General features: G+C 36.0%; 17 protein-coding genes and 1 tRNA gene. 10 read left to right on the top strand and 8 right to left on the bottom strand.

The window, feature by feature from the left end; all coding sequences use genetic code 11:
- Positions 1-261: 261 nt before the first annotated feature.
- From V7S79_RS03170 to V7S79_RS03180, 3 genes are all read right to left on the bottom strand, one after another.
- Positions 262-346: transfer RNA gene (locus V7S79_RS03170), tRNA-Ser, on the bottom strand.
- A 66-nt stretch (positions 347-412) separates the two neighbouring features.
- A complete protein-coding gene (locus V7S79_RS03175; RefSeq protein WP_459489102.1) occupies positions 413-1,177 on the bottom strand; it encodes a tRNA (adenosine(37)-N6)-dimethylallyltransferase in 765 nt (254 codons plus the stop codon).
- On the bottom strand, positions 1,174-2,022 hold the full coding sequence (locus V7S79_RS03180; RefSeq protein ID WP_459489103.1) for a hypothetical protein: 849 nt from the start codon (positions 2,020-2,022) through the stop codon (positions 1,174-1,176). Before V7S79_RS03180 ends, V7S79_RS03175 begins: the two co-directional genes overlap by 4 nt.
- A 74-nt stretch (positions 2,023-2,096) precedes the next feature.
- On the opposite strand from V7S79_RS03180, the gene kduI reads away from it, so the two are divergent.
- The 3 genes from kduI to V7S79_RS03195 are packed head-to-tail and all read left to right on the top strand — an operon-like array spanning position 2,097 to position 5,519.
- On the top strand, positions 2,097-2,927 hold the full coding sequence (kduI, locus tag V7S79_RS03185; RefSeq protein WP_459489104.1) for a 5-dehydro-4-deoxy-D-glucuronate isomerase: 831 nt from the start codon (positions 2,097-2,099) through the stop codon (positions 2,925-2,927).
- Between the two features lies 1 nt (position 2,928).
- Positions 2,929-4,815 (top strand): glycoside hydrolase family 88 protein, encoded by a 1,887-nt coding sequence (locus V7S79_RS03190; RefSeq protein WP_459489105.1) that lies wholly within the window; start codon positions 2,929-2,931, stop codon positions 4,813-4,815.
- Between the two features lie 56 nt (positions 4,816-4,871).
- On the top strand, positions 4,872-5,519 hold the full coding sequence (locus tag V7S79_RS03195; RefSeq protein ID WP_459489106.1) for a DNA/RNA non-specific endonuclease: 648 nt from the start codon (positions 4,872-4,874) through the stop codon (positions 5,517-5,519).
- A 290-nt stretch (positions 5,520-5,809) separates the two neighbouring features.
- On the opposite strand, the gene V7S79_RS03200 is transcribed toward V7S79_RS03195, so the two are convergent.
- Positions 5,810-6,583 (bottom strand): carboxylesterase family protein, encoded by a 774-nt coding sequence (locus tag V7S79_RS03200; protein WP_459489107.1) that lies wholly within the window; start codon positions 6,581-6,583, stop codon positions 5,810-5,812.
- Between the two features lie 38 nt (positions 6,584-6,621).
- Positions 6,622-8,535 carry a beta-N-acetylhexosaminidase gene (locus V7S79_RS03205; protein WP_459489108.1) on the bottom strand — a complete coding sequence of 638 codons (1,914 nt, stop codon included), beginning with the start codon at positions 8,533-8,535 and terminating at the stop codon, positions 6,622-6,624.
- A 112-nt stretch (positions 8,536-8,647) separates the two neighbouring features.
- On the opposite strand from V7S79_RS03205, the gene V7S79_RS03210 reads away from it, so the two are divergent.
- Positions 8,648-9,901 (top strand): ammonium transporter, encoded by a 1,254-nt coding sequence (locus tag V7S79_RS03210; protein WP_459489109.1) that lies wholly within the window; start codon positions 8,648-8,650, stop codon positions 9,899-9,901.
- Positions 9,902-9,919: 18 nt separating this feature from the next.
- Positions 9,920-10,261 (top strand): P-II family nitrogen regulator, encoded by a 342-nt coding sequence (locus V7S79_RS03215; protein WP_459489110.1) that lies wholly within the window; start codon positions 9,920-9,922, stop codon positions 10,259-10,261.
- A 150-nt stretch (positions 10,262-10,411) separates the two neighbouring features.
- Here V7S79_RS03215 and V7S79_RS03220 read toward each other — a convergent pair whose 3' ends face one another.
- A complete protein-coding gene (locus tag V7S79_RS03220) occupies positions 10,412-11,098 on the bottom strand; it encodes a spheroidene monooxygenase (RefSeq protein ID WP_459489111.1) in 687 nt (228 codons plus the stop codon).
- 111 nt (positions 11,099-11,209) lie between these two features.
- Here V7S79_RS03220 and V7S79_RS03225 point away from each other — a divergent pair, with 111 nt between their 5' ends.
- Genes V7S79_RS03225 through V7S79_RS03245 form a run of 5 tightly spaced genes read left to right on the top strand, consistent with a single transcriptional unit; the run spans position 11,210 to position 15,095 of the window.
- Positions 11,210-11,638 (top strand): antitoxin Xre/MbcA/ParS toxin-binding domain-containing protein, encoded by a 429-nt coding sequence (locus tag V7S79_RS03225; protein ID WP_459489112.1) that lies wholly within the window; start codon positions 11,210-11,212, stop codon positions 11,636-11,638.
- The gene (locus tag V7S79_RS03230; RefSeq protein WP_459489113.1) at positions 11,631-12,089 is read left to right on the top strand and encodes an RES family NAD+ phosphorylase; all 459 of its coding nucleotides are present in this window, start codon (positions 11,631-11,633) and stop codon (positions 12,087-12,089) included. The genes V7S79_RS03225 and V7S79_RS03230 overlap by 8 nt, the downstream gene beginning before the upstream one ends.
- 42 nt (positions 12,090-12,131) lie before the next feature.
- Entirely contained in the window at positions 12,132-13,250 is a 1,119-nt protein-coding gene (locus V7S79_RS03235) for a vWA domain-containing protein (protein ID WP_459489114.1), read from the top strand.
- Complete coding sequence (locus tag V7S79_RS03240; RefSeq protein WP_459489115.1) at positions 13,219-14,691, top strand: AAA family ATPase; 1,473 nt, start codon at positions 13,219-13,221, stop codon at positions 14,689-14,691. The genes V7S79_RS03235 and V7S79_RS03240 overlap by 32 nt, the downstream gene beginning before the upstream one ends.
- 41 nt (positions 14,692-14,732) lie before the next feature.
- The gene (locus tag V7S79_RS03245) at positions 14,733-15,095 is read left to right on the top strand and encodes a DoxX family protein (protein WP_459489116.1); all 363 of its coding nucleotides are present in this window, start codon (positions 14,733-14,735) and stop codon (positions 15,093-15,095) included.
- A 113-nt stretch (positions 15,096-15,208) separates the two neighbouring features.
- Here V7S79_RS03245 and mnmE read toward each other — a convergent pair whose 3' ends face one another.
- Positions 15,209-16,573 carry a tRNA uridine-5-carboxymethylaminomethyl(34) synthesis GTPase MnmE gene (mnmE, locus tag V7S79_RS03250; protein WP_459489117.1) on the bottom strand — a complete coding sequence of 455 codons (1,365 nt, stop codon included), beginning with the start codon at positions 16,571-16,573 and terminating at the stop codon, positions 15,209-15,211.
- The gene (locus V7S79_RS03255; protein ID WP_459489118.1) at positions 16,573-16,857 is read right to left on the bottom strand and encodes an SCP2 sterol-binding domain-containing protein; all 285 of its coding nucleotides are present in this window, start codon (positions 16,855-16,857) and stop codon (positions 16,573-16,575) included. The genes mnmE and V7S79_RS03255 overlap by 1 nt, the downstream gene beginning before the upstream one ends.
- Positions 16,858-16,890 lie beyond the last annotated feature (33 nt).

Consider the following 16,890-nt stretch of genomic DNA (forward strand, 5'->3'; position numbering starts at 1 on the left):
AATGACATCCTTAACACCTTATTATTGGGCCCTAAAAGCTTTTTTCGTATTGAAAGAGAAGAAAAATCGCAAGAGAAAAAAGAAATAAGGAAGATAATCTTAATGATTCTTAATGCCTTAATGTTAAAAAAAATCCTAATTATAACTTGTATGCTCAATATATATATCCCATAAGTTAAGGACATACTCCAAAAAGAGGTCGATTGGCGGAGGTATTAGAAGGCAATAAACAAAAAAAGCGCATCGATGGATGCGCTTGTGTAGAGAGTGAGGGATTCGAACCCCCGGACCTGTAACAGTCAACAGTTTTCAAGACTGCCGCAATCGACCACTCTGCCAACTCTCTGTCTCGTAATGAGATTGCAAAAGTAAGGTGATTTTTCATTTTATGCAACCTTTTAAGCAAAATTCCTTAAAAATTTATTTTTGAAATTAGCCAATCTAATCGCTCTTGAAGAGATAATTCAAACGGAACCCACTGAATATCAATTCCCGAACGTTCCATTTTTCTAAAAAAAGTCATTTGTCTTTTAGCAAATTGTTGAATAGAAATTTCTAAACCTTTTTGAAATCCATCAAAAGTCAAGGTGCCTTCTAAATAATTGACAATCCATTTATATTCCAATCCTAACCATTTTAAATCTTCAGCGCTTACTCCCTTTTCCAATAAACTTTCCACTTCCTCAATTAAGCCTTCATCAATTCTTTGTTTTAATCGAGTGGAACACTTTTCTCGCCGTATTTCAAGGGGAGGATTTAATCCAAAAACATGAAATTCACGATTTAAATATTGATTTTGTTCTAAAAAATCGGGAATATGAGAAAACTCATAATCAGAAAGTAAAGCATCAATATATAATCCTGTTCCCCCACAGAGAATCGGCATTTTACCTTTTTCAACAACTTTATTAATTGCTTTTATTGCATCTGACTTAAAATGTGCCACGGAATAAGTTTCTCCAACATCCATTATGTCAATCAAATGATAGTCGATTGCACGGTCACCCAACACAAATTCATGCAAATCCTTTCCTGTACCAATATCTAATCCTCGATAAATCTGCCTAGAATCAGCAGAAATAATTTCACCGTCTAAACGATTAGCCAATTGGACTGCCAAATTCGTTTTACCGCTGGCAGTAGGTCCTAAAATAACAATCAAAGGAATTTGCTTCATTTCAATACGTACCTTAATTTCAAATTACCTGCATTACAAACATTTGCTTCGTCCCAATTGTCTACCAAACTCCTGTTAAAGAAATAATCTAACTTAAATAAGAGCGGATTCGTCATTGATTCGAAGTGAAATCCCATACCCAAAAAACCCTTGCCGTCATTCCATTCTAAATCAATGTAGGTCATCACATTATCAATTAAAAAGGAATGCTTGTAATATTCCAATGCTTTTGTAAGTCCTCCAACAATTCTCGTTCCTGGTAATGAAGCAAATCGAACCAATTCAGCCGACTTTTGACCTAAATATTTCTCATCTTTCATAACCAAGGTTTTCCCCATAACAACTACACCAACCAATGGATTATTGTCAAATTGAAATGGACTTTTTATTCCTCTAAAATGTCGATGAGGTGGAACAAAGATACCCAAATAGCTTTTACCTTTAGAAAATCCTAAAATATGAGAAGTAGATAAAAATTCATTTGCAAGATTTTCAGGTATAAAGTCTAGCTTTAAATCCCTAGCAAAGATTGATTTATATCCATGGATTAAATGAAAAATATGTTTACGGATAAAATCAGATTGTTGATACCAAGTATCCTCCCAAACGCAAAAAAAATATTTAAATTTACTCCGATTAAGTATAATTCTTTTTTGCCAAATTTTAGGTGAAATATGGCATTTTATTTTTTCAAAATACACTAAAGAAATTGCTTCGATATAGATTTGTTTATCTGGCTGGAACCAAATAGGGAATAATTCATTTTCATTAGAGTAAAGACCAAAGCCTAAAACTTCTAATTCTTTTCCAAAATGATCATAAAAAGTCGAATCTTCCAATTGCATATTTCACCTCAAAGATAAATTTTAATGAGTAGAATAACGGCAATTGGAGCTTTAAAAATAAAAATTATATTAATATGAATTATAGATTTGAGGCGAGTAGTAGAGAAGTTTCCACTTTCACTAACCAACAAATAAGAGAGCAATTTTTAATTGAGAATATCTTTCATGCAGATAGCATAGAATTAACCTATACAATTTACGATAGAATGATTATAGGCGGCGCCAAACCTGTTAATTTGGCGCTTGAATTACCCAATCCTGATAAATTAAAAGCTGATTATTTCTTAGAAAGACGTGAAATTGGCATTATTAATGTGGGTGGTAAAGGAAAAATAAGCACTGAAAATGAAGAATTTATAGTTGACAAATTAGATGCAGTTTACATCGGAAAAGGTACAAAAAAAGTCATTTTTGAATCAATTTCAAAAGACCAACCTGCATTATTTTACCTACTTTCCTCCCCTGCTCATGCTACCTATCCTAATACGCATTTGGCTAAAAAGGACGTCATAACTGTTACTTTAGGTAGTTTAGAAACATCTAATCATCGCACAATTTACAAATACATTCATAATGAAGGGATTCAATCCTGCCAATTGGTGATGGGTTTAACGATATTGGAACCAGGTTCTGTTTGGAATACCATGCCAGCACACGTTCATGATAGACGAATGGAGGCTTATTTATATTTTGATGTAGATCCTGCTCATTCTGTGATGCATTTAATGGGACAACCTCAAGAAACCAAACATATTTGGATGCAAAATCATCAAGCTGTCATATCTCCACCTTGGTCAGTACATAGTGGATGTGGAACCAAAAACTACTCCTTTATTTGGGGAATGGCTGGGGAAAACAAAGATTATACAGACATGGAATTTTCGGAAATAACTGAATTAAGATAATATGAAAAAATACATCTTGTTAGTGCACCTATTATGCATTTCAGCCATATCAATGGCTCAAAATTCTGTTTTAATGGCTGAATCTATGATGAAAATTCATGCAGATTCTATTCAAGTTAAAACAGGCAAGCCAGCAAATTGGGATTACGAACAAGGTTTATTTTTGAAAGCCTTAGAACAAGTTTATATTCGAACAGGGGATGCGAAATATTTTGAATATATCAAGAAAAATATTCAATCTTTTGTAGATGAAAAAGGAAATATTAGAACCTATAAGGCATCTGAATTCAATTCGGATAATATTACAACAGGAAGGGCATTACTTTTTCTCTACCAAGAAATTGCAGATGAAAAATACAAATTAGCTGCACAAAAATTAAGAGATCAAATAAGAAATCAACCTAGAACGCAAGAAGGTGGATTTTGGCATAAAGACAGATATCCTAACCAAATGTGGTTAGATGGATTATATATGTTGGAGCCATTTTACGCTGAATATGGAAGTATTTTCAATGAAAATAATTGGGATGATATCGTCAAGCAATTTGAATTAATGTGGAAAGGTGGAATTGATCCTAAAACGGGTTTATTATTTCATGCTTTTGATTATGCCAAAGTTCAACCTTGGGCCAATAAGGAAAATGGTCATTCACCCAATTTCTGGGGTAGATCTATGGGATGGTATGAAATGGCCTTGGTAGATGTTTTAGATTATATGCCCAAAAATCATCCAAAAAGAAATATTCTCATCAATCAATTGAATAAATTAAGCAATGCTTTATTAAAAATTCAGGATGTTAAAACCGGACTATGGTACCAAGTCCCTAATTTCCCAGGTAGAAAAGGAAATTATTTTGAGGCATCCTGTGCCAACATGTTTGTCTATGCTTTTGCAAAAGGTGTCAAAAATGGCTATTTACCAGCAAAGTTCTTGATTGCAGCTAAAAAAGCCTATTCTGGAATAAATAAAGAGTTTGTATCAAAAGATGCAGAAGGAAATTTACATTTAGAAAAAACTGTCAGTGTCGGAGGATTGGGTGGAACTCCTTACCGTGATGGAAGTTATGACTATTACTTAAGTGAACCTTTGAAAAAAGATGATTTGAAGGGTGTTGGGCCATTTATTTTAGCATCATTAGAAATGGAAATTGCAGATGAATTATCCATTGGTCAAGGGAAAAAAGTAGTATTAGACTATTATTTCAATCACGAATACAGAAAAACAAAAGAAGGAAAATCAGAAAGATTTCACTATACTTGGGAAGACAGAAAAGATTCAGGATTTTGGCTTTGGGGACAACAATGGCAACAATTAGGAGCTAAAATAGACAGTTTAGGAACTTCTCCTACCCAACAAACGCTCAAAGATGCCTCTGTTTATATCATCGTTGATCCAGATTCGTACAAAGAAACAGCTCATCCCAATTATATGACTGCCAAAGCAGCAGATGAAATAGAAGCTTGGGTGAAAAATGGAGGGCATTTAATTTTATTAGCTAACGACACCACGAATTGTGAAATTCCACAATTCAATATTTTAGCAAAACGATTTGGGATAGAATTCGTAGCACCCAATTTAAATTTCGTACAAGGTAAAAATTGGGAACAAGGAGCTGTTATGATCCCAATAGGTAATGAAGTCTTTGACCCTATTAAAAAAGTATATATCAAAGAAATTACTACGTTAAAATTAACTGGTTCTGCTAAATCGCTGGTGAATCACCAGGGGCATTCAGTTATGGCGGTTGCCAAGGTAGGTAAAGGAAAAGTATTTGCTTTGGGTGACCCATGGTTATACAACGAATATACCAATAACCGAAGAACTCCTTTGGAATATGAAAACTTCCTTGCGGCTAAAAAATTAGCGATTTATATGCTGAAGAGGTAAGAGGTAAGAGGTAAAAGGTAATAGGTTTCCGAGGCCATGGTTTTAAAAAGTAATTCATGATATTTCAATACATATTATTTGTATTTCTTCAACTACTACCCACTGGACTAAAAAATATCACGGGGGCGAGTACCGCATCTACCTCCAATTATCTAGTCGTTAAAAAAGGTTATGTCATGTCCTACAATGGAAATGACGCCCGAGCAAATTGGGTGGCTTGGACACTTTCTTATACCGACTTAGGCCCTGCTGAAAGAAGCAATCGATTTAGAGAAGATGATACCATACCAAATAATTTCAAAAAAGCTGATTCTGATGATTATCGACAATCAGGATACGACAGAGGTCATTTATGCAATTCAGAAGATAGAAGTTCAAACGATTATTTGAATGAAGAGACATTTTTAATGTCCAATATGTTACCACAGACGCCTCAATTGAATAGAGGACCGTGGAAACGACTAGAAGAATATTGTCGCAAATTGGCCAAAAGAGGGCAAAAGTTAACAATTTATGCAGGAGGAATTGGCAGAATTGGGAGAATCGGAGAAGTAGTTATCCCCTCACATTGTTGGAAAGTGGTATTCACACCGGATAAAACATGGTGTATTTTAATCCCAAATGAACATTATTTGAACCCAAATTGGCAAACATATTCTGTTCCAATTAATGAATTAGAAAAGCTTATTGGAGCGAAATTTTAAATGCCGATTGTTATTTGAAATTGAAATGACGCTTGACCTACAAGTTCAAATGATTATACAAACTTGAGTTTACCAATGAACTACAAGTTCAAATGATAGTACGCACTCGGCACAGCCGAGCGCGTGTGTGGGGCACAGCCAATCGCGTGTGTGATGTAATTTTTTCAACGGATTAAAATCCATTTCTACAAAAATTATCATCCCTACGGGATGGAATCACCTTTTACCTATTACCTTTTACCTTTTACCTCTTACCTTTCACCTCTTACCTATTACCTCTTACCTCTTCCTTATTTTCTATGACTAAAAAACCAAGCTAAAAATTCAGGTTCAGCGAAAGCATTATCCCATGAATTATGGTTAACTCCTGGATATTCTGAATATTTAACATCTGCATTTAACTCTTTTAATGCTGCTACCAATTTTCGGGAATTATCTACCGGTACTACAGCATCAGCATCTCCATGAAACACCCAAAAAGGCAACTTTTTAGCATATTTCTTGACTAAAGATAAATCTGCACCACCGCAAATGGGCGCTGCAGCTGCAAACATTTTTGGATAACGTGAAACGACCTCCATAGTCCCCATACCTCCCATGGATAGTCCCATAATATACAAGCGTTTTTTATCTGCTTTTTTCTCTTTCACCAGACCTTTGACCAAATCGACAGCTGCTTGTGTTGGCCAATTTAATTTTTCATTGTAGGTAAAATCAAATGAATAGGAAGCCTTTGCGCGGTCAATTTTGATGCTTGACCAAAAACTTTCTTTCGGACATTGTGGAAAAATGACAATTGCCGGGTACTTCTCCCTATTTTTTGGATCTAAAAACAACTTCGATCCATGCGTTAATTGAGCCGCATTGTCGTTTCCACGCTCCCCTGCTCCATGTAGAAATAAAATAACAGGGTATTTTACCTTAGGATCGTAATTTTCTGGATACAAAATTTGGTATAAAAGGACATTGCCATCCTTGGTTGCAAACTCTTTCTTTTCAAATTGAGCCAACAAAGAGCCCATTGAACAAAGTAAAACTGTCAATAATAAAAATATCTTTTTCATTTTATCTAAAAAATGCCCCTCTTTCAAGGGGCTAATGATTACTTACTTCTTTTGATCATATCTGCCCGAGAAATCGAAATAAATCGACCCACTTGCTTTCCATTTTTAATGGAGATAATACGAATTTGCTCTGCATCTTTTGGTACTGATACCTTACCAACGGCAGCTGGGTAAAACTTATCAGGGTAAGAATTATCAAAACTATAATGAAATGAAACATTGGATATTTCAGGAGTTAATTCAACTGAAATTTGTTCATTGGCATTTTGGCTAAATGAAATTTTAGGTTCATACATACTAGGTGCATATTTTTTATCTGCTGCATCAAAACGCTCAAAATGTGATTCCACTCGATTGATAAATCCATTCCAATCGGATCTTTCTCTAGGCGACCATAAACGCTCAGCAACTGCAAAAGAACGAGGATACACCATGTATTGTAAATGTCGGTAATTGAACAATTGCTCAGACCATAAATTAGCTTGTCCTCCTTTTACATTTTTAACATTAATACCATCAGGAGTTGGATTAAAATCGTATGAATCTTTTAATCTTACAGCATTATAGACTTGCGGTTCTACCGCAACATCTCCTTGCATTAAATCAATGTAAACATGATTATTAGGAGTCATAACTACTTCATGACCATCTTTAGCAGCTTGAATTCCTCCAGCCTCACCTCTCCAAGACATCACGGAAGTACTTTGAGGTAAACCTCCCCCCTCTAAAATTTCATCCCAACCCATCATCTTTTTACCTTTGGAAGCTACAATTTTAGATAAACGTCTCGTAAAAAATGCTTGTACCTCTTGAGGCGTTTTCAAACCTTCTTGCTTCATCATTGCTAAGATTTGTGGATTTTTTTCCCAAAAGTTTTTCGGACACTCATCTCCCCCAATGTGCATATATTCGAAAGGGAAAATAGCCGCTAATTCACCGAAAACCTTATCTAAGAAGGTATATACCTTCTCATTGGCAGGACAAAGTGTATTATCTTGCAAAGCAACTGCATGTCCATGCGACCAATCTATAAAAGGTTCCCCAGAAATAACTTGATAGTTCACAGCCTCAGGTGTACATGAAAGCTCTGGATAGGATGCCACTGCAGCCATTGAATGACCCGGAACATCTACTTCTGGCATGATTTCTATGAAACGACCTTTCGCATATTGAATCAATTCCTTTAAATCTTCTTGTGTGTAAAAACCACCAAAATCTCTTGGTTCATTCGGTTCAGGCTTTGAAAATTCTGTAAAACGACCAATTTTCTTCACGTTGAAAGCCCCTTTCTTGGTTAAATTTGGGTAAGCCTTAATTTCAACTCTCCAACCTTCGTCATCTGTCAAGTGAAAATGTAAAATATTGTATTTATACTCCGCCATTTCATCTATAAATTGTTTTACTTCAGCTTTTGTAAAAAAATGTCGAGCCACATCAAACATCAAGCCTCTCCATGCAAATTTTGGGTAGTCGGTAATTTTAGCATAAGGAACTTTGATTGCCAAATGAGCTTGTTCCGATTTACTTCCTAATTCTTTGGGTAGTAATTGTGTTAAAGTTTGAATTCCATAAAATAAGCCTGCCGACTCATTCGCAACAATTTTAACACCTTTCGCATCGACCGTCAGTTGGTAACCTTCTTTACCTAATTGTTGATTTTTATGATTGGTCAAAAGCTCTAAACGTATATTGGCCAGATCAGCTTGTGAGCCTGTCGCCCATAACCATTGAATTTTTCTTTTACCAATAACACCTAATTTTTGATTCAATAAATCATAAGCAACATCCAATGAAGCTTCTTTGGGTGCTGAAATAATAATTTGTTGACTTAAAGTATAAGTTCCTTTGGAATATTCTGCAGATACTGGAATGGGAATTAATGAGGGTTCTTGGGCAAAAATAGAAGATGACACAAGCAAAAATGCTAGGCCAAATAGTTTTTTTAGTTTCATGACGCTGTTAAATAGTTTAAATATTAATTAAAGTTCATCTAAAATGTGAAAAAATCCAAATGCTTAATTAATTTTACGCTCGAAAGCATTTTATATACTAAGAAACAAAATCATGAACGAGTCATTGAGCCTTGCTAATCAGCAAGCTGAATTAACCCATGCAATCGATACAGTCTGGGTAGCCCTTTGTGCCGCATTAATTTTTCAAATGGAAGGTGGATTTGCCCTATTAGAAGCTGGATTTGTCCGCTCTAAAAATGCAGTCAGTATCATCGCCAAAGTAATGATTGACATCATGTTTGGAGGAATAGCCTTTTATCTTTTAGGATTTGGGATTGCTTATGGCCATTCTAACGGATGGTTTGCTTTTGATACAGGAATCATGTCTGGTGACTTAGGCTTAGGATTAACCATTTCCAATTCTATGTTTTGGTTCATTCAAATGGGCTTTGCGATTGCCGCTATATCCATTGTTTCTGGCGGAGTAGCTGAAAGAATGAAAATGTGGTCTTACGCTGTTTTTGTAGTTATATTTTGTGCGTTTATGTATCCATTGGCTGCCAATTGGGTATGGAATCCAAACGGATGGTTAGCCCAAAGAGGTTTTAATGATTTTGCAGGTTCCGCTGCAGTTCATGCTATGGGTGGATTTGCGGCCTTAGCAGGCGCCATCGTTTTAGGGCCTAGAATTGGAAAATACAATGAAGATGGAAGCATCAATGCTATTCCAGGACATAATTTAACACTCTCTGCAGTAGGAGCTTTTATTCTTTGGTTTGGTTGGTTTGGATTTAACCCAGGTTCCACTTTAGCGGCAGTTGGCAAATGGGATTTGATCGGCCAAGTAGCTACAAATACCTTTTTAGCTTCTGCGATGGGAGGAATATCTACCATTTGTTATACATTTTTACGTTATAAAAAAGTGGATATTACAATGGTCATCAATGGTGTTTTGGCAGGTTTGGTAGCAGTTACGGCAGGTTGTAATGTAGTTAGTCCAAACAGCGCATTATTGATCGGATTAGTCGCGGGAACAATAGTTGATATGGCAGTAGTAATAGTAGATAAAATGAAAATTGATGATCCAGTAGGTGCTATTGCGGTACATGGAGTCAATGGATTTTTTGGTACGATTGCGGTTGGGTTATTTTCAGAGAAAAACGGTTTATTTACTACAGGACAATCGGATCAATTCATCACTCAATTATTGGGAGTAAGTGTCATAAGTATTTTTTCATTTACGTTAACTTTTGGAATCTTTCATCTTTTGAAACGTACGATAGGGATTAGAATTAGCCATAAAGCTGAATCTGCAGGTATTGATGCGGTAGAATTTGGAGTAGAAGCCTACACGACTTTTGAATAATTTTTAGACAAGGAAATCATGAAAAAAATAGAAGCAATTGTAAAACCATCCAAATTAAAAGCTATTCAAAAAGGCTTAATTGATGCGAATATTCCTTGTATGACGGTTGTTCCTGTTCGTGGGGCAGGATTACAACAAGGTTATTCAGAAATTTATCGAGGTACTGAAAAATCCATGATTTTACTTCCAAAAGTGATGATCATTTGTGTAGTAAGCGATGAGAACGTCGAAAAATGCTTGGATGTTATTTTGGATAATGCCTCGGAAGGCAACACAGGAGATGGTAAAATCTTCATATATGATGTCATAGATGCCATCCGAATTAGAAATAAAGTACGAGGCGGAGAGGCGATAAAGTAATTTAGAATGTAGAATTAAGAATGTAGAATTTTTGATGTATGAGGTACTGGAACGATTAGGGAGCTTGTAGAAGCACGTTTGATCAATAAAAATACCATTTTACAAATTTCAATTTTACATACTACATTCTTAATTCTACATTCTACATTCTTAATTCTTAATTCCGCTTACATCAAACATCTTCAAGACCGCCATCCTCACAAACATCTCCTCCTTGTACCAATTATATTGCCGAGTTTTTTTGATCATGGGGGCATGTTGCCGACTTCTGTAGGCAAATTGGTCTAATTCCTTTTGGGAATTCCAAAGACTGAAGGTAGCTTGTTCAACCAAAGGCAACTCTCCTACTCCTTTGGCAAATAATAATCCATCTTGTAATTCAATATTTTTGGAAGAAGCGGGAACATTCATCCAAAATCTCCAAGCTTGTGACCAACGGATACTTGCACGAGTAATCACTGCAATTTGTCCTTCAAAATCTTTTGGTATATCAAATAAAGTAAAAGGCTGTTGTTGATTCCATGTTCCATGTGCTTTAATGGCAAAACCATCCCAACCTGAAATCTTCTCTGCTTTTGATTGTATTTCCAACCACCGATAATCTGTCGTAAAAAATTGCTTAGACAATTCCTCTGACTCAAAAACACCTAAAAATGCATACGTTGAAAAATCAGGTAAAATAGAAAATCCATTTCCTTTTCCTACTCCCAAATGTTTAGCAAATACTAAACCCTCTGCATTCCATGGATTAAACCTAGTTTTTCCCATTTCAGCCAATGCAAATCGCTGATTCGAAAAGCCTTTGAACGTCAAAAATCGGATAGATGTAATTTGCATAATTTCAAAGATAGAGTCTTTTGTTTAGGTAAAAAAATATCAACAAATTGATAATTTTACTAATCCAAATACGTAATTTTACTTTGTAATTAAAAATCAATTATCTTTGATATGAAAACGCACGAAAAATCCTACCAACTAATGCAACAATTACCCATGCCCTTGACCGAACTATTTATCATAAACCAAATGAATAATGGTTCAATTGACAACACCTACCTACAAGCAATCAAAGATATATCCAATTTACCAGATGCAATTTTAGCTTCTATTTTGGATGTAACTCCTAAAACCTACAAAACCTATATTTCCGGAAAAAGTAGGTTTAAAGAAACGATACAGGAACAAATTATTTTGCTGTTAGATTTATACAAACATGGTTTCCATGTATTTTCCAGCGAGGTGAATTTTCAACAATGGCTAGAACGTCCAAATTTTTATTTGGATCAAAAAAAACCCATAGAGTTTTTAGTTAGTAAATCTGGAATTAGTTTCATCGATGATCAATTAACAGCAATCCAATACGGTGAAAATGCCTAATTCTTTAATTGTTTACCGAATTGTTGAAAGTGAATTCGCTCATTTGCATGCCTCAGGGAAAACAAATCGTTGGAATTTCAGAAAAAACTACGTTATATATTTGGCTCAAAGCAAGTCCTTAGCAACACTCGAAAATTTATGCAGATTATCAGGTTTCCCAATCAAGGACTATGTTTGCATGGAAATTGAAATAAACCTTCAATGGGCTTCTATGCAAACCGTTGATAAAGAAACACTTCCCATTAGTTGGCAATCAATGAATGGAATGTATGCATGTCAACAATTAGGGCAAACTTGGTACTTAGAAAAGAAAGATTTAATCCTAAAAGTCCCTTCAGTAGTTGTACCTGATGAATACAATTATTTACTAAATACAGAACATCCTCAGTTTGACACCTCCGTTAAAATTCTAAAAACAGAACCTTACCTTTGGGACAATAGATTATTTTAGAGAAATTGAAACAAATTTTTCAAATTTGTTGTTAGTCTATCTATGCATCAATCCAACAAAAAAGGCTTTTATTTTAAGGAATACGAGGAAACAAGCGCCTCTCCTTTTGATAAATTGTTTGGCATTTTTAAAGAACTCATCACCCATACCTCTGGCGATTTTGATGAGGCCATCGATTGGTTGAGAGAATTGGATAAAGAATATGAGCTGACTGATTCAACTTACACGATTGATGATTTCATAGAAGACTTAAAAGCAAAAGGGTACATCCGAGAAGAAATTGACGAGGGAGGAAATTCTGGCAATGTGATTACGGCCAAAACGGAACGTGCAATTCGCCAACAAGCCTTGGAAAATATCTTTGGTAACTTACAAAAAAGCGGTTCGGGTAGTCACAAAACCAAATCTACAGGAAATGGAGATGAACAAACGGGTGAATTTAGGGAATACCAATTTGGTGATGGTTTGGATCGCATCTCTTTGACGGAAAGTTTAAAAAATGCACAATTGAATCACGGAATTGGCTCATTTGAGTTAAATGAAGATGATTTAGTCGTAGAAGACACCTACCATAAATCGCAAATGAGTACGGTGCTGATGATTGATATCTCTCATTCCATGATCTTATATGGTGAGGACCGCATCACCCCGGCCAAAAAAGTAGCTATGGCTTTAGCAGAACTCATTACAACTCGTTATCCTAAAGACACTTTGGATATTTTGGTATTTGGCAATGATGCTTGGTCAATTTCCATCAAAGATATTCCCTATTTAAAAGTAGGACCTTTTCATACGAATACCGTGGCAGGATTACAATTGGCTATGGACATCTTGCGCAGGAAACGTAATACCAATAAGCAAATTTTCATGATTACCGATGGCAAACCGAGCTGTGTGCGAGAAAAAGATGGCAGCTATTACATGAATAGCAATGGTTTAGACCCCTATGTCACCGAAAAATGCTATACACAAGCGGCACAAGCCCGTAAACTGCATATTCCAATCACTACATTTATGATAGCCAGAGATTCATATTTGCAACAATTTGTGGACAAATTCACAGAAGCGAATCAAGGCAAAGCATTTTATACAGGATTAAGAGGATTGGGAGAAATGATTTTTCAAGATTATGAAAACAACAGAAAGAAACGACTTAAATAACATGATATCAACCTTAGGCGAATTAAAAAAAGCAGCTTACCAAAGTAAATCCATCAAAGATGAATTAAGAGATAATTTAATTCAACATTTAAAAGATGGTAAAAATGTATTTGAAGGCGTACACGGATTTGAAAATTCGGTCATTCCAGAACTGGAAAGAGCGATTTTATCTCGACACAACATCAATTTATTGGGATTGAGAGGACAAGCCAAAACCCGATTAGCTCGATTGATGGTCTTATTGTTGGATGAATATATTCCTTACGTGGCAGGTTCCGAAATCAACGATGATCCCTTCCATCCTATTTCAAGATATGCCAAAGAATTAATCGCTGAAAAAGGAGACAATACGCCGATAGCATGGTTACACCGAGAAGATCGATTTGCAGAGAAATTAGCAACACCGGATGTAACAGTCGCTGACTTAATTGGAGACATTGATCCCATCAAAGCTTCTAATTTAAAATTATCTTATGCAGATGACCGAGTGATTCATTATGGCATGATTCCAAGAGCCAATCGATGTATTTTTGTTATCAATGAAATTCCAGATTTACAAGCACGCATTCAAGTAGCCTTATTCAATATTTTACAAGAAGGTGATATTCAAATTAGAGGATTTAAATTGCGTTTGCCATTGGATATTCAGTTTATTTTCACGGCTAATCCAGAAGATTACACCAATAGAGGAAGCATTGTCACTCCATTGAAAGACCGAATTGGATCCCAAATTTTGACTCACTATCCAGAAAGCATTGCCATTGCAAGAAAAATTTCTAGTCAAGAAGCCAAAATAAATACCCAACAAAGTGAGGTAGTCTATGTACCTGAATTGGCCTTGGATTTATTGGAGCAAATTGTCTTTGAAGCCAGAGAGAGCGATTACATAGACAGTAAAAGTGGTGTCAGTGCGCGAATGAGCATCAGTATGTTGGAAAGTTTGGTCAGCACCGCGGAACGCAGAGCCTTGATTGCAGGTGAAAGCAAAACGACCGTGCGATTGTCGGATTTCTTGGGCATCATTACAGCCATAACCGGAAAAGTAGAATTGGTTTATGAAGGAGAACAAGAAGGTGCGGCCTTTGTGGCAACGGAATTAATCCATTCTGCTATTAAAACATTTTTACCAGGACTCTTCCCTAAAATAGAAAAGCTAAGTAAGAAAATAGAAAACACCCCCTATACAGAGCTGATTGAAGCCATTTATGCAGAAGGAGGTTTGGTATTGTATGATGAAAGTACCGAAAAAGAATACCAAAGCACCTTGGATTCGATACCCGCATTGAATGCATTGATTAAGAAATACCAAAGTCAAGTAACACCGAAAGACAGCTATTTCTTAAAAGAATTTGTCTTATGGGCCCTTGTTGAGCACCAAAAACTAGGTAAAGAACGTTTGACAGATGGATTTCAGTTTAAAGATTTATTGAATGTGTTGTAAATCAAGGTAAGAAATGTTAAATAGTAAAAAATTTCGAAAAAATGAAAACAAACAAAATCATTTATTGGACATCCACTACTATCATTGCTTTATTTGAAGGAGTGATGCCAGCATTAACATCGCAAACGGAATTGGCTAAAGAAGGCATTAAGCATTTGGGTTATCCAGAATATTTTGGAAATGCCTTGGTTATTTTCAAAGTTTTGGGTGTATTAGCTCTGGTGATTCCTGCCATTCCTAAAAGATGGAAAGAATGGGCTTATGCAGGTTTTGTGTTCAACTTCCTATTTGCTAGTATTAGTCATGGTGCTGTAGATGGCATCAATGTGCAAACTTTCTTTCCTTTGCTTATTTTAGGAATATTGATGGTTTCGTATTTTTATTATCATAAAATAGATAATTAAGGTAAGAGGTAAAAGGTAAAAGGTAAGAGGTAAAAGGTAAGAGGTAAAAGGTAAGAGGTAAAAGGTAAAAGGTAAAAGGTAAAAGGTAAAAGGTAAAAGGTAAAAGGACAGAATTACTTCCCGATACAAAACTTCCCAAAAATATTCTTCAATAAATCATCGTTGGAAATCTGCCCAGTGATCTCCCCTAAGTGATAAAGGGCATGTCTAAGATCTTGAGCAACGAGGTCTCCAGAAAGACCTGTATTTAGTGCCTTGAGGACTGTTTCAAGAGTTTCTTTGGTTTCTAGTAGCTTTTGGTAATGACGAATGTTCGTTACTAAAGTGCCTTGGTGGTTCAAGTTATGTATGCCAACAGCATCAAGAAGCATTTGCTCAAGTGCCGGTAAATTAATCTTTTCTTTGGCGGAAATCATGACTTGATTTTCATGGAGTCCTTTCCATTGACTTTCAGCGCCTTTGGCTAGATCCATTTTGTTGATGATCAAAATCAAGGGAACTTCTAAATCTTTGTAAGCTTCCAATGCTAATTGGATGGTTTCAGGAGTTTCAACACTGGCATCTGCCATGTACAAAACCAACTGGGCTTTCTTTACCCATGCCTGCGTGCGCTCCACTCCTATGGCTTCAATGACATCGCTGGTTTGTCGCAAACCTGCTGTATCTACCAAACGGAAACGAACACCACCTAAAATCCACTCATCTTCTAAGCTGTCGCGCGTGGTACCTGCAATGTCGGAAACGATGGCTTTTTCTTCGTTTAATAAAGCGTTTAATAAGGTAGACTTACCAGCATTGGGTTTTCCAATGATGACCGTCGCAACTCCATTTTTGATGGCATTACCTGCTTTGAAACTACTAATTAATGGATGTAATTTGTCAATCAATTGTTTAACTAACAATTTTAAATCATCTCTATCTGCAAATTCCACATCTTCTTCGCCAAAATCGAGTTCCAATTCAATTAAGGAAGCAAAATGAATCAATTGCTCGCGCAATTGTGCTAATTCTTTGGAAAAACCGCCTCTTAATTGGTGCATAGCGGCTTGCTGCGCTGCTTTTGAATCGGAGGCAATTAAATCGGCCACGGCTTCGGCTTGTGCCAAATCAAATGCGCCGTTTAAAAAGGCGCGTTGGGTGAATTCCCCCGCACGAGCTAAACGAGCCCCTTTTTCAATTAATAATTGTAATATATTCTCTTGAATATAGGGAGAACCGTGACAAGAAATTTCAATTACTTCTTCCTTTGTGTAGGATTTGGGAGCTCTGAAAAGAGAAACCAACACTTCGTCCAATATCTCCTCTCCTCTTACAATACGTCCAAAATGAATGGTGTTACCTTCTTGTTCGTTCAGGTTTTTACCTTTGAATACCGAGTTGACCAATGCAATCGCCTGCGGACCCGATAATCGAATCACGCCAATCGCACCCACACCCTGAGGGGTGGCAAGGGCAACAATGGTATCCTGAAAATCCATTATAACAAGTTTTGTAATTTCATGGCTACTGTCATATCTCCTGAAATTTTCAATTTTCCAGTCATTACGGCCATCATTGGATTTAAATCTCCTGATAAAATTGCAGAGAAATTTTCTTCAGTTGTAGCAATAGTACAATCAGCATCAATATTTTCATTGACTACTTCTCCATCTGATTTTACCACAATGATACCTGTTGGAAAGGCAAATTTGAAAGATACACCCAATCCACCTCTTTGTGCAGCTTGAGTTTTGATTCGTTCGTTGATTTCTTCGAAAGTCATTTGATATTTGTTTTGTGCAAAAATAGTTATTAG

Source organism: Aquirufa sp. ROCK-SH2 (genome assembly GCF_054558315.1).